The 13,940-nt window shown below is 59.0% G+C and carries 8 protein-coding genes and 2 pseudogenes; 5 read left to right on the forward strand and 5 right to left on the reverse strand.

What is annotated here, in order from left to right; genetic code table 11:
* Positions 1–230 precede the first annotated feature (230 nt).
* The 4 genes from ACK9YZ_RS33810 (at position 231) to ACK9YZ_RS33825 (ending at position 4,871) form a co-directional block, all read left to right on the forward strand.
* A protein-coding gene (locus ACK9YZ_RS33810; protein WP_416068687.1) for an IS3 family transposase occupies positions 231–1,318 on the forward strand; the annotation gives its coding sequence in 2 pieces (ribosomal slippage) (positions 231–480 and positions 480–1,318; 1,089 coding nt in all).
* Positions 1,319–1,412: 94 nt separating this feature from the next.
* The gene (gene istA / locus ACK9YZ_RS33815) at positions 1,413–2,924 is read left to right on the forward strand and encodes an IS21 family transposase (RefSeq protein ID WP_416068575.1); all 1,512 of its coding nucleotides are present in this window, start codon (positions 1,413–1,415) and stop codon (positions 2,922–2,924) included.
* Positions 2,925–2,936: 12 nt separating this feature from the next.
* On the forward strand, positions 2,937–3,692 hold the full coding sequence (gene istB, locus ACK9YZ_RS33820; protein ID WP_416068714.1) for an IS21-like element helper ATPase IstB: 756 nt from the start codon (positions 2,937–2,939) through the stop codon (positions 3,690–3,692).
* Positions 3,693–3,866: 174 nt separating this feature from the next.
* Positions 3,867–4,871 (forward strand): IS701 family transposase, encoded by a 1,005-nt coding sequence (locus ACK9YZ_RS33825; RefSeq protein WP_416068731.1) that lies wholly within the window; start codon positions 3,867–3,869, stop codon positions 4,869–4,871.
* Between the two features lie 381 nt (positions 4,872–5,252).
* Here ACK9YZ_RS33825 and ACK9YZ_RS33830 read toward each other — a convergent pair.
* Positions 5,253–6,283, reverse strand: a pseudogene (locus tag ACK9YZ_RS33830) (IS110 family transposase).
* 133 nt (positions 6,284–6,416) lie between these two features.
* On the opposite strand from ACK9YZ_RS33830, the pseudogene ACK9YZ_RS33835 reads away from it, so the two are divergent.
* Positions 6,417–7,903: pseudogene (locus ACK9YZ_RS33835) on the forward strand (aldehyde dehydrogenase).
* A 401-nt stretch (positions 7,904–8,304) separates the two neighbouring features.
* Here ACK9YZ_RS33835 and ACK9YZ_RS33840 read toward each other — a convergent pair.
* The 4 genes from ACK9YZ_RS33840 to ACK9YZ_RS33855 form a co-directional block, all read right to left on the reverse strand.
* Positions 8,305–10,701: a transketolase gene (locus tag ACK9YZ_RS33840; protein WP_416068732.1), complete on the reverse strand. Its 2,397-nt coding sequence runs from the start codon at positions 10,699–10,701 to the stop codon at positions 8,305–8,307.
* A 13-nt stretch (positions 10,702–10,714) separates the two neighbouring features.
* Positions 10,715–11,644: a PDR/VanB family oxidoreductase gene (locus ACK9YZ_RS33845; RefSeq protein WP_416068733.1), complete on the reverse strand. Its 930-nt coding sequence runs from the start codon at positions 11,642–11,644 to the stop codon at positions 10,715–10,717.
* A gap of 27 nt (positions 11,645–11,671) precedes the next feature.
* A complete protein-coding gene (locus tag ACK9YZ_RS33850) occupies positions 11,672–12,163 on the reverse strand; it encodes an MOSC domain-containing protein (protein ID WP_416068734.1) in 492 nt (163 codons plus the stop codon).
* Positions 12,164–12,401: 238 nt separating this feature from the next.
* Positions 12,402–13,889 (reverse strand): PLP-dependent aminotransferase family protein, encoded by a 1,488-nt coding sequence (locus ACK9YZ_RS33855; RefSeq protein ID WP_416068735.1) that lies wholly within the window; start codon positions 13,887–13,889, stop codon positions 12,402–12,404.
* Positions 13,890–13,940 lie beyond the last annotated feature (51 nt).

Below are 13,940 nucleotides of genomic sequence, written 5' to 3' on the forward strand. Positions count from 1 at the left end.
GCGGTTTGAGGTTTTCTGCGGATTCCGACGTGAAGCCGGCCGCCAATCCGACCAAAGACCGGCCACCATTCCGATTTGAAGCCGGCCACCATTCCAATCAAAATCCGGCCAGTTTTCGACACTGAAGATACCCCCTGGGTCAGCAACTTTGGCATCAATGGTAATCCCCCCGCCAATTAACGGGCTTCAAAAGTAGAATTTTCTCGGGCTTTATGAACGAGGAGATTTTGATGAAGACGAGCAGATTTAGCGAACCCCAAATCCTTGCCATCCTGCGCCAGGCAGAAGGCGGCGTTCCGGTGCCGGAGTTATGCCGGGAACATGGAATGAGCACCGCCTCCTTTTACAAGTGGCGTTCGAAGTATGGCGGTATGGACGCCTCTATGATCAGCCAGATGAAGGCTCTGGAGGATGAGAACCGTCGGCTGAAGAAGATGTATGCGGAGATGAGCATGCAGGCGGAACTGCTGAAGGAGGCTTTGGGAAAAAAATGACACGGCCATCTCAACGCCGAGAGATGGCCGGGAAAGCTGTGGCGTTGCGCGGGGTGAGCATTGCACTTGCCTGCCGCACCTTCGAGGTCAGCGAGACCTGCTATCGTTACAGCGCCAAGCTGAACGACGAGAACGAGCAGATCGCCGATCTCCTGATCGGGCTGACGCGGGCAAAGAAGACCTGGGGCTTTGGCCTGTGCTTTCTATACCTGCGGAATGTCCGAGGACATCGCTGGAACCACAAGCGCGTCTACCGCATCTACCGCGAGCTGGAGTTAAACCTCAGGATCAAGCCACGCAAGCGTTTGAGGCGGGACAAACCCGACGCTCTGACTGTGCCGGATGCGCCTAACCTGGTCTGGTCAATGGATTTCATGGCGGATCGTTTGGAGGATGGTCGGCAATTCCGACTGTTGAATGTCCTGGACGACTTCAACCGCGAGGGACTGGGCATCGAGGTGGACTTTTCGCTGCCTGCTGAACGCGTCATCCGCAGCCTGAACCAGATCATCGAATGGCGAGGCAGACCATTCGCCATTCGTGTGGATAACGGACCTGAGTATGTCAGCGGCAAACTGATGGAATGGGCCGAAAAGCAAGGAATTGCCTTGAGCCACATTCAGCCCGGAAAGCCGCAACAGAATGCCTATGTCGAGCGCTACAACCGCACCGTCCGACATGAATGGCTTGATCAACACATCATCGAAAGCATTGAGGAGGCGCAGGAATTCGCCACGCAGTGGCTATGGACCTACAACAACGAACGGCCCAATATGGGCATCGGCGGCATCACACCCGCCCAGAAACTGAAAATGGCCGCGTGAATTCTACTGCGAAGCCCCGTTCAAAACGGGGGGATTACCCAATCACCTCGCGATGAACGAGGACATTTTGATGCCGGCAAAGAGAAGGCTGACCATGAGACAATTAAGACAAATGCTTCGGCTTGCCGGAAGCGGGACGAGCTCCCGCGAGATCGCCGTCGTATTGGGAATAGCCCGCAGTACGGTGCAGGATAATCTTCAGCGCGCAGCAGCAGTTGGGTTGAGCTGGCCCCTACCGGGGGAACTGACCGATGACGCGCTCGAGAACAAGCTCTTTGCGCGCAATGGCGTCAAACAGGGCACGAGACGACGCGTCGAACCCAACTGGGCCGAGCTTGCCGTCGAGCTCAAGAAGCCCGGCGTCACCCTGCTTATCCTCTGGGAGGAGTATCGTGGGTCGCATCCAGAGGGTTACGGCTACAGTCGCTTTTGTGAGCTCTTCCGTGGCTTTGAGCAACGGCTTTCGCCGACGATGCGCCAGGAGCATGCGGCCGGCGACAAGGTCTTCGTCGACTATTCCGGCAAGAAGATTCCGATCGTTGATCGCAAGACCGGCGAGATCCGCGAAGCGGAGATATTCGTGGCGGTGCTGGGCGCGTCTAGCTTCACCTATGCGGAGGCGACCTGGACGCAAACACTGCCGGACTGGATCGGCTCACATGTCCGGATGTTCCGCTTCTTTGACGGCGTTCCCCGGCTGATCGTTCCCGACAATCTGAAGTCAGGCGTCAGTCGCGCCAGTTTCTATGATCCCGAGATCAACCGCAGCTACGGCATGATGGCTTCTCACTATGGCGTCGGCGTTCTTCCAGCACGGCCACGAAAGCCCAGGGACAAATCTAAAGTTGAGAACGGGGTCCGTTTTGCCCAATCGTGCATCTTAGGGCGTCTGCGCAATCACACGTTCTTCTCGCTTGCTGAGGCTAATGCTGCCATTGGCCAGGCACTCGATCGCATCAATGATCATGTCATGCGCCGGCTCGGCGTCAGTCGCCGGCAGCTGTTTGAGAGTGTCGAGCGCGCCGCGCTCGCCAATCTTCCCGGTGAAGACTACGAATTCGCCGAATGGCGTTTGGTCCGCGTGTCGACCGATTATCACGTCGAGTTCAAGACCTTCCTCTATTCCGTACCGCATGGCCTCATTCGCCAGCAGGTTGATTTGAGAGCGACGGCACGCACCATCGAGATCTTCCACCGCGGCAAGCGCGTCGCCGTTCATCAGCGGCGGTATGGCGGCACTCGGCATGGAACCGACCCGGATCATATGCCCAGTTCCCATCGGCGATATGCCGAGTGGACACCCGATCGCTTTCGGCGCTGGGCTGCATCCATTGGGCCGCAGACCGAAGGTTTGATCACTGCTGTTCTTGCCAGTCGTCCGCATCCTGAACAGGGCTTTCGAACATGCCTGGGCATTCTGCGCCTGTTTCGCGATATCACGCGAGATCGGGCCGAGGCGGTGTCAGCTCGCGCTGTCGAGATCGGCGGTCTGAACTGCAAGAGCATCGCCTCGCTCCTGGCCAACCACAGGGCCGCGCGCCATTCCACCGAACCGACGGCCATCGTTGATCACGCAAATCTGCGTGGCCCCGACTACTTTCATTGAGGAGACAAACCAATGCTGAGCAATCCCACCATCGACATGCTGCGCGAACTCGGCCTTTACGGCATGGCAACAGCCTTCCAGGAGCTTGACGCACAATCCGAAGCCCGCGGTCTTGAGCATGGAGAATGGCTTTCCATACTGCTCGAACGGGAGGCCACCATGCGCCGACAGAAGCGCTTCGAAGCCCGTGCCAGGGCCGCCAAACTACGCCATGATGCACAGATCGAGAATGCCGACTTTCGGGCCGCTCGCGGCCTCGATCGCAACCTGTTCATGGCGCTTGCCGGCTGCGACTGGATCAGAAAGCATCACAGTCTCCTCGTCACTGGGCCAGCCGGCATCGGCAAAAGCTGGCTTGCCTGCGCGCTTGGTCACAAAGCATGCCGCGAAGACTTCTCCGTCGCCTATCACCGGGTTCCTCGGCTGTTCGCCACGCTCGCACTTGCAAGAGGCGACGGGCGATACGGCAGGATCCTCAAATCCTTGGCCAAGACCGACCTGCTGATCCTTGATGACTGGGGACCGGAAAAACTCAACGATGATCAGCGGCGCGATCTCCTCGAGATCATCGAAGACCGCTACGAGCGGCGCTCGACGATCATCACCAGTCAGGTGCCCCTGGATCGCTGGTACGAAATCATCGCAAACCCAACGCTTGCCGATGCCATCCTGGATCGCCTCGTTCACAACGCCTATCGCATCGATCTCACCGGCGAAAGCATGCGAAAACAGCGCTCGCCAGTCGCACCCGAAAACACCAAAGCTTGACCTGAAACGAAACCAGATCCAAACATCAGACAGACCCAGGATCAGTCCGAGAAATGGCCGCCTTCAAATCGGAACGCCGGCCGGAATGAAATCGGAATGACTGGCCGGCTTCAAATCGGAATCGATGGCCGGCTTCGTCGGAATACGCACGCACTGCTCGGGCGCGGACTTCAGGTGAAAATTTGTTTGTTGTCTTGCTCATATCGGCTCCACTTTCTCAGAAGTTGGAGCCTCCGGCAAACCCGGCGCGGTTCATACCGAAGAAAGGCGACCATTCTGTTGGGGTCGCGCCGCAGTACGCGTCGATGCTCGGCAAAGCGCGCCAATTGCCAGACGCTGGTGTCGTTGACGCTGGCCCGCGACGAGGTTCCCGTCCCAGTGGGCTTACGATTGTTCTTGCCCGACAGTTGGACCAGTGATCAGGATCGGATGGCGAAGGCTGGTGTTCCCGAGGAGATGCGTCTACCCCGCACCAAACCGGAGATCGCGCTCGACGAGATCGATCGGCGGATGGCCGCAGGCGTGCGGTTTGGCACCGTGCTTGCGGATGCCGGCTATGGTCTGTCGGCTGCGTTTCGCCAGGGGCTCAGTGCACGCAATCTCACCTGGGCTGTCGGTATTCCCAAGCATCAGAAGGTTTATCCTCATGATGTTGCATTGATCTTTCCTGTCGCCGGCCATGGAAGGCCGCGCAAGCATTCAATCCCCGACACCCTTTCGACCGCAGCCGAAATGATCCTGGAAGGAACCACCTGGAAGAAGGTCAGTTGGCGTCACGGCACAAAAGGTCGACTGACCGCACGCTTCGCTGCCCTGCGCATTCGGATTGCTGATGGCAACCCGCAACGCATCCTCGACAAGGGACAGCAGCATATGCCGGGCGAAGAGGCGTGGCTCGTTGGTGAATGGCGCTCAAACGACGAGCGCAAGTATTATCTCGCCAATCTACCGGCCGAGGCGACCTTAAAAGCGCTCGCGGCGGCCATTAAGGCGCGATGGGTCTGCGAGCAGGCCCATCAGCAGATGAAGGAAGAGCTCGGCCTCGATCACTTTGAAGGCCGATCATGGCAGGGCCTCCACCGACACGCGTTGATGACGATGATTGCCTATGCCTTTCTTCAACATCAACGCCTCAAGAAGGCAAAGCGGGAAAAAAAGGAAGAGGCACGGCCCGCCTAAGCCGACACTGCCGGCCATCCGACGCGCTGTCATAGCCGCGCTCTCAAACCACTATCCACCACAACGATGTCCTCACTGCCGTATCAGGTTCCTAATGACCCCAAATTCAATTCTGCCAAAGTAGTGCTTCTGTAATGGGCCTTTGTTCGTCAAGTCCCTCTGAATGATTATCTCGTCGCTGAGGCCATGCTTCTGTCCGTGGTCAGCACGAAGACCGCCACACTATGCCATCAGATCAACAAGCCGACAGGTCAATCTAGAAAGCGTGCTTCGCCGAAGCGGTCACAGCACTACACACGACCTTGCCAAGCCTGCGTCCCAGCGACGGGACCTCATCAGACGCAAGCCTTGCACTTGCCCGCGTCAATCACGTAGCTCTCTTCATGCCGCCATAGGGTTTGCGCTCCAGCGAAAGTCCGTCGCATCCATCCACATGCGGTGAAGTACGACACCCAGTTTGCGTGCGAGGGCAACCTTCGCGCGCTTCATCCCGCGACGCCTGGCCACATCGAGCGCCCAGCGCTTTAGACTGGAAAAGCGCGTCGCCCGCGTCAGCATTATGTGCGCAGACTCGAACAATGCGGTTCGCACCATCGCGTCGCCGACCTTGCTGACACCGCCATCGCGATCAGTTTCGCCGGATTGATATTTCTTCGGCGTCAGCCCGAAGTAGGCACCCACTGTGCTGGACTTTTCGAACCGGGCTGGATCATCGACCGCGGAGCGGTAGGTCAGCGCAACCAAGGCACCGACACCCGGCGCACTCATCAGCCGTTGGCAAACTCTGTCGGCGCGGGCGATCCTGAGCATCTCGCGGTGCAGCTTCGTAAATTCGCTCCACAGCGCTGCTCGCGCCGTCAGCATCGCGTCAATCACCATCGACAATATCGCATGCCCTGCAATCAGTTCGCGGATGCGCGCCTCGAAACGCCCTCGGCTGACTTCGCCGACCTTTAATCCATAGCCACGCAGGATACCCCGGATGCTGAGCTCGACGTCGAGCAGCTTGGATTGCAGAAGCTTGCGGCCAACCAGGAGAGCCCGAGTGTCCTGGGCCGGCGACGATTTGGCGTGGACCGGACGATACCACCCCATGCGGAGCAGTTGCGCATCCCCCGTGCATCCTTGCGGTCGGTCTTCACCGTCATCGCCGAAAGCGCCGCCTTCACATGCCGCGTTTCCAGCAAAACCACCTCATGACCCGCAGCAACGAGAGCCGCGTGTAGCCATTGGGACAACGGCCCCGCTTCAAGGCCGATGCGCTCTACCGGAAAGTCCAGTTGATCAAAATACCCGACCAGGCATTCAGGCTCGCTGCCTACCTTGACCTCGCGAACCAACTTGCCCGTCGCGTCGACCACGCACACGCTGCTCTCTTTCAGCGAGACGTCGATTCCTGCATAATATTCCATGGCTGTTCCTCTCATGATGCTTGAGGCCGATCGCTCGGACCTCGTTTCCAAACATCATCATTCTGAGGGACAGCCACCCAACTGGCTACTCATGAGACGCCGGCCCATTACGGCATCTAGGGAGAAGTACGATATGAGCAGCATACTTGCAGATCCCGACCGAGACGAGGTTCTCGAAACTGGGCTTTTTATCAACAATCAGTTCCGAGGCGCGTCGAACGGTGCAGTCTTCGAGCGGGGTAACCCCATCAGTGGGGAGATAGTGAGCACGGCGCCTGCCGCGACCGAGGCGGATGCAATCGCTGCAGTGAGGGCCGCGCACAGCGCGTTTGCGCGTTGGGCCAAGCTCGGACCTCACGAGCGGCGCAACATGCTGATGAAGGCTTCGGCCGGCATCCGCGCTCGGCATACTGATTTTGCCGATGCGATGAAGGCTGAGATCGGCGCGACCCAGGTCTGGGCCGATTTCAACGTGCATCTCGCAGCTGACATGTTGGAAGAAGCCGCGGCTATGACGACCCAGATCGGTGGCGAAGTCATTCCTTCGGACGTGCGCGGTTCGCTGGCGATGGCAGTACGGGTGCCTGCAGGTGTTACTGTGGGCATTGCGCCCTGGAACGCGCCGGTCATCCTCGCTGTCCGGGCGATTGCGGCGCCGCTCGCTTGCGGCAATACTGTTGTTCTCAAAGGTTCGGAGCAGTGCCCCCGCACCCACGCCTAGTCATCGAGGCGATGGCCGAAGGTGGACTGCCTCCTGGGGTTGTCAATTACATTACCAACGCACCTGCCGACGCCAGCCGCATCTTTGAGGCGATGGTCGCTGATCCGGCGGTGCGGCGGGTGAGCTTCACCGGTTCAACGAAGATCGGTCACGCGGTTGCCCTGACCTGCGCGAAATATCTGAAGCCCGTTGTGCTTGAGCTCGGTGGCAAGGCCCCCCTTATCATTCTCGACGATGCCGACGTGGATGCTGCGGTTCAGGCGGCAGCTTTCGGCGCATTCATGAACTCGGGCCAGATCTGCATGTCCACGGAGCGGATAATTGTCGACGAGAAGATCGCCGACGGCTTTGTTGAGAAGCTGGTGGCGAAGACGAAGACGCTGCCTGCGGGCGATCCCCGTCGAGGGCCGGTCGTCCTAGGTTCGGTGGTCAATCACTCGACGGTGGAGCGCTGCAACGAGCTAATCCACGATGCAGTCGCCCGTGGGGCTACGGTGATTATTGGCGGTAAGAGCAATTCGACGCTGATGCCTGCGACCCTCATCGACCATGTCACGCCGGACATGCGTATGTTTCGGGAGGAAAGTTTTGGGCCAGTCAAACCGATCCTACGGGTGAACGATGTGGAAGAGGCGATTGCGATTGCCAACGATTCTTAGTACGGCCTCTCGGCTGCTGTCTTCGGTGCTGACATTGCACGGGCCTGGCAGGTGGCGTTGCGGATCGAAAGCGGTATTTGCCATATAAACGGTCCGACCGTTCACGACGAGGCGCAGCTGCCACTCGGCGGTGTAAAGTCATCTGGCATCGGCCGTTTCGGCGGACGGGCAGGCATCGCTGAATTCACTGATTTGCGTTGGATGACGGTACAGACGTTAGAACGTCATTACCCGTTTTGATTGCACAATACGGCCAGGTCAATGGTACTAACTGCTGTGGCCCATGCCAATAATGCCTTCACATAACCTCTTGCCAAGAGATTACAGAGCGCAATTCAATGACCGCGCGGCCGGATACAAGAGGTGGCTCGGTGCTCACGCTGAAGCAGTTTCGTAACACCATCTAGAGGCAGTTGCGGGCGTGCTTCTGAAGCATGAACCGATCACCGACAACACAAAACTCTCGAACCGGCGACCGATCAAGTGGCTGCTTTTCACAGCCGCTTGATTATTTCCCTTCAGACGATCTGGTCCTTTGGCTGATGAACAATTCCTTACGGCGATTGAAGAGCAATCGCAGGCGATCCCATCCCGACCAAGACGTCTCTGAGACAGAAGGTTGCCAAGCAGCCGGTTCAGCTTCATGAAAGGGCTTGAAGATAACGAACGGTCCGTCCGCCGCTTACGGCTTGAGCTGCGTGCATGATCGCATTTGTATCAAGACCATGATGCCGATAAAGGTCTGCAATTGTGCCGGTCTGGCCGAAATGTTCGACCCCCAGCGACTTGACGCGGTGACCATAGACCCCCCCAATCCAGGAGAGCGTGGCTGGGTGGCCATCGATCACCGTGACGATCCCGCAATCCCGTGACAAAGGCGCCAGCAGGCGTTCAATATGGCTCATCGCCCCGACCGCTCCACGTTGCCGGGCGCGTTCAGCAGCTTGCCAGCCGGCATTGAGCCGGTCCGCTGAGGTGATCGCCAACAATCCAACGTCCCGTCGATCTTCGGCGAGCAGACCTGTTGCGGCGATCGCCTCGGGCGCGATGACTCCCTGATAGGCAATGATCACACTGGCGTTGGGACCTGGCCGACGCAACCAGTAGCCACCATTGATAATGTCTTGCTCCAGATCAGGCGCCATTTGGCGTGCTGGCTGCTCGAGCGGGCGCGTCGACAGGCGGAGATAAACGGATCCACCGGTCTGATCGCGCAACCACGTTGTTTCATCGGGGTCACCTTCGCCGTCGCGCTGCATGTAGTCGAAGGCAAAGCGCATGATGACCGAAAGCTCGTCGACGAAGGCAGGCTCGAACGAGCACAGCCCGTCCTGTGCCATACCTATCAGTGGCGTGCCGATCGACTGGTGCGCGCCGCCTTCCGGAGCAAGCGTCACGCCGGACGGTGTTGCGACCAGCAGGAAGCGCGCATCCTGGTAACAGGCGTAGTTCAACTGGTCGGCCGAGCGGTAGATGAACGGATCATAGACAGTGCCGATGGGCAGGAGCCGGGCGCCGTTGATCGAATGGGAAAGGCCGAGCGCACCAAGCATGATCATCAGGTTGGATTCGGCAATCCCCAGTTCGAGATGCTGGCCTTTAGGACCGAACTCCCAGTTGTAGGTCGACGGAATCCGCTCCGCCTTGAAGAGGTCGGACATGCCCTCACGGGCAAACAACCCGCGCCGATTGACCCAGGGGCCGAGGTTGGTTGACACAGTCACGTCCGGAGAGGTCGTGACGATGCGCTCGGCGAGCAGCGTGTCGTCACGCGCGATATCGTTCAGAATCTGGCCAAAGCCCATCTGGGTTGAAAGCAGTTTGCCTGGCTGCCCAGGGGAGGGAAGCGTAGGAGGAATCGGGATCGCCGGCGAAGACAGTCTGCGGCGGCCCTCGCTGAAGAACGATACTTGAGCAAGGAAGGATTCGAGCTCACCAGCCGGCAGTGTAGCCGCCGCCCATTTCTCCCATTCCTGTCCCTGCTTTACGCCCATCTGCTGGCGGAAGCCCTCGATTTGCGTCGGGGTCATCTGACCGGCGTGGTTATCCTTGTGGCCTGCAAGCGGCAAGCCATATCCCTTTATCGTATAGCAGATGAAGCAGACCGGGCGGTCGTGCTGCGAAGCTTGTCCAAAGGCTTCGAGCAGGCTCGGCAGATCATGTCCTCCGAGATTGCCCATAAGCACTTGCAGTTGCGCATCGGAACGTCGCTCTATCAAGGCAGTCACAGGCCCCTGATCACCGATCTCGTCCAGCAACCGTTTGCGCCATGCCGCGCCACCCTGGAAGGTCAGAGCGGAATAGAGCTGGTTCGGGCACGCCTCGATCCATTGCCGCAGCTTGTCCCCGCCGGGCTCGGCAAACGCGGCTTCTTGCAAAGAGCCATGGCGTAGGATAACGACGTCCCAGCCGAAGTTTCTGAATATCTGTTCGAACCGCTCCCAGAGGCCTTCGCGGACCACAGCGTCCAGCGACTGGCGATTGTAGTCGACGACCCACCAGCAGTTTCTCAGGCCGTGTTTCCAACCCTCAATCAGGGCCTCATAGATATTGCCTTCGTCCATCTCGGCATCGCCGATCAAGCTGACCATGCGTCCTTCAGGCCGGTCGTTCATCCAGCCGTGTGCCGAGACATAGTCCTGAACCAATGAAGAAAACAGCGTCTGCGCCACACCGAGACCGACCGAGCCGGTGGAGAAGTCGACGTCATCGACATCCTTGGTCCGTGATGGATAGCTCTGTGCGCCCTTGAAACCTCGAAAGTTTTCGAGCTTCTCCCGGGTCTGGTTCCCTGCCAGATATTGGAGAGCATGAAATATCGGTGCTGCATGGGGTTTGACCGCGACCCGATCCTCAGGACGAAGCGCCGAGCAGTAGAGCGCGGTCATGATGGTGCTAAGCGACGCTGACGAAGCCTGGTGCCCGCCAACCTTCACCTCGTCTGCTTCGCGGATATGGTTGGCGTGGTGGATCGTCCAGGCGGCAAGCCAGGAAACGCAGCGTTCAATTTCGTTCAGATAGCTGATCTTGGAGTTCATCACTCCCCCTCTTTTACAAGTCGAGTTTCAGAACGCCCGTCGCGCGTGATACGCATGGGATAAACCGACGGTCACGCGCGTCGTTTGAAAGCACTGCATCGCGATGAATTGGCTGTCCTTCCAAATACCCGCACTCGCAGGTTCCGCAGACGCCGTTCTCGCAGGACGCCATCAGCAACACGCCGGCGGCGCGAATGGCCGATAGCGCTGACTCGTCTGCAGGTACCGGAACAACCGTCCCGTTACGAAGCACAATCGTGAACGGTTCGGGTGGAGCATCATCCCGGGCCGGCGGCTGAAAGGCTTCGAAATGGACCGTGCCATCCGGCCAGTGCCTTGAAGCCTGGGCAACGGCTGCCATGAAGCCGGGAGGCCCGCAGTAATAAAGCTGCGCACCATCGGGCCGCGCCAACAACAGGCTATCAATGTCCTGCCGGGTTTCGACTTGATCGTCGAAGTGGGGCCTCAGGCTTTCGGAGCCGATGATCTTCTCTAAAGTTCCCAGCAACGGTGTCAGGCTTCGGCTCCGCGAAAAATAATGGAGCTCAAAAGCCTTGCGCTGCCGACAGAGAGCCCGCGCCATGGCAAGGATAGGTGTGATCCCTATGCCTCCTGCCAGCAAAAGGACCGGCCCGTCACACTCCCTGAGCGGGAAATGATTGCGCGGGGCGGATACGGGCAGCTCGGCGCCTGCTGCAATAGTATCGTGGATCCATGCCGAGCCGCCCCGGCCATCGGTTTCGCGCTTCACCGCTATCGTGTAGCGGCTGAGATCTTCCGGGTCACCGCAGAGCGAGTATTGGCGTACCTTCCCGTCGGGGAGGTGGACGTCGACATGCGATCCTGGTTCAAAGGGCGGCAGAAGAGGCTTGCGTGGGTGTCTCAGCTCAATCACGCGGACGTCGCCCGGCTCGTCGTGGACGCCGGCAACGATCAGTTTCATGATGATACGTGGAGATCCCATGTCGCGTCACTCGTCGATTGGCAGGATCGGGTCGCCAGGGCGGATTATACCACCGACCTCGATCGAACAGTTGAGACCGGAACGGTTCAGCAGTCCTTCGTAGAGGCCCGACATGCCGAGAAGCTCCTCGATGTATTTGCAGGGAAAGTTCATCCGTGCCGCTCGCAAGATCGTTTCGCCGACCCGGAAGCGCTCGCCGACCAGATGATTGAGCGGAACGCCGCGGGTCGTCAGGTTGCGCCTGTGATCTTCGGGTTTAAGCATGCCTTTGAACCCGGGAATCTTCGGCTCTCCCTTGGCAATCGCCTCGAGAACCTCAACCTCGATCAGCGTGACTTCGCGGACGTCAGGCTTGGGCGAATAAGTCCCGGTTCCGAGATAATAGCGGTCGCCCGCAATGCCGCGGCCAGCGATGAGTTGCGCCTCGGCGAGTTCTTCCATTTCGTAGGAAGCGGCCGGCGCAATGTGAATGTGGAGCAGACTCCCCCGCCAAGTCATGTATCGGCTCCCGCAATGCCTTGCCTTTGATCGAAATGGATCTCCGCGCCGGCGGCCTGGTGCTCTCATCATGGGATCATCCCATGTCTCACCGGTCCCGGCTGATGGGGAAATCTGCCGTGAAACTGGCTTCGTCAACAGTGCCAGTTTACCAGCATGTTCCTAGTCCAGTTTGGCGAAGGTTGGAGGCGTGCCAGGAGAGGATGCAATAAGATGCTCGGCGAGCCGGGTATTGCTGTCAGCCCGAACCCTTCACCGCATCGACGGCCGAGGCGACAAGTTGAATGCCCTTCTCGATCTGCCTTCCTGTCAACGCGGAATAGCCCATTACCAATCCGAGCCGCTCTCGTGGCGCCTCACTTGCTTCTGGTGCAGAATCGTAGAGCGGTGAAATACCGTAGAGGCCGACGCCGCGTTCGCGAGCAGCATCCATCAGGGCGATCTCAGCTGATCCCGGCAGGTCTTTGAACCAGACGACGACATGCAATCCGGCATCCGCACCCTCGACCGTGACGCGGTCGCCGAATGCAGTCCCAAGAGCGCTCAATAATATCTCCCGGCGCTCCCTATTCAGTCGTCTGACGCGACGCACATGGCTCTCATAGGCGCCACTTTCGATCAGAGAGGCGAGCGCTTCCTGCTCGGTCATGGGTGTATGGCGGTCGGTCAATTGCTTGGCGGTTGCGAACACCTCCTGCAATTGTTTTGGCACGACGAGGTAGCCAATGCGCATCATCGGCGACAGTGTCTTTGAAACGGTGCCCAGATAAATGACGTTGCGCCCGTCCGCCAGGCTCTGGAGGGGCGGAACCGGGCTGATGTCGTACCGGTACTCACTGTCGTAGTCGTCCTCAACCACGTAGGCGTCTCTATCCCGAGCCCAAGCGAGAAGCTGGTGGCGTCGGCTGATCGGCATGACACCGCCCAAGGGAAACTGATGGGATGGTGTGACATAGGCCATCCGGGCGTCGATTCCTGATAAGTCCGGGGTCTTCAGGCCGCCCGCATCCGCGTCCACTGCCACGGCGCAAGCCCCGGTGCTTGAGAAGATCTGGCGAGCCATTCGGTAGCCGGGATTCTCCATCACAAATGCGCTGTTCGCGTCGAGGAGGATCCGCGCGCAGAGATCCAGCCCCTGCTGGGAGCCGTTGACGATGATGATTTGCTCAAGATCGCATTGCAACGTCCGTGCCCGCCAAAGGTAACCCTGAAGGGCTTGCCGCAGGCGCCGGGATCCTCGTGGGTCCTCATAGGCCAGCCGCCCGGGTCTTTGGGCAATCACCGAATTGATAGCGCGCTTCCACGCCAGTGCCGGAAAGTCAGATGGGGCAAGGTCTCCGTACCGAAAATCAACCGCCAGGTTGGTTGGCAGATAGTCGAGCCACGGCGAAAGCGCCCGAAGTCTTTCGCCGTAAGCAGAAAGCGGCCCGAACGCCTCCTGTGTGGTGTCGGATTCTCGCGGCCGCTGTCTCGGCTCCAGCGCTGTCACACGCGGGCGAGCGCCTTGGCGCAGTTCCACAAAGCCTTCAGCGGCAAGCTGTTCATAGGCAACGGTAACTGTTGTCCGCGACACATGCAGTTCATTCGCCAGGCTGCGTGAAGACGGCAGTTGGCTTCCCGCTTCATAGACACGGCTAAGGATCTGACTCTTGAGTGCCTCGTAAATCCTGCGTGCGCCCATTCTGGGTGCGTGCACTGCCGCCGCTTGGTTTTCCGACTGGACCATATTCTTTCTGCCAAACTGGATGTTTCATGCCAACCAGTATGATGCCAGTCT

The sequence above is a fragment of the Rhizobium sp. ZK1 genome, from assembly GCF_047782645.1.
GTDB lineage: Bacteria > Pseudomonadota > Alphaproteobacteria > Rhizobiales > Rhizobiaceae > Rhizobium.

Excerpts from the sequence above, each read along its gene's own strand:
- istA (WP_416068575.1), top strand. The coding sequence starts at position 1,413 with ATGAGACAATTAAGACAAATGCTTCGGCTTGCCGGAAGCGGGACGAGC.
- istB (WP_416068714.1), top strand. The coding sequence starts at position 2,937 with ATGCTGAGCAATCCCACCATCGACATGCTGCGCGAACTCGGCCTTTAC.
- ACK9YZ_RS33840 (WP_416068732.1), bottom strand. The coding sequence starts at position 10,701 with ATGAACTCCAAGATCAGCTATCTGAACGAAATTGAACGCTGCGTTTCC.
- ACK9YZ_RS33845 (WP_416068733.1), bottom strand. The coding sequence starts at position 11,644 with ATGAAACTGATCGTTGCCGGCGTCCACGACGAGCCGGGCGACGTCCGC.
- ACK9YZ_RS33850 (WP_416068734.1), bottom strand. The coding sequence starts at position 12,163 with ATGACTTGGCGGGGGAGTCTGCTCCACATTCACATTGCGCCGGCCGCT.
- ACK9YZ_RS33855 (WP_416068735.1), bottom strand. The coding sequence starts at position 13,889 with ATGGTCCAGTCGGAAAACCAAGCGGCGGCAGTGCACGCACCCAGAATG.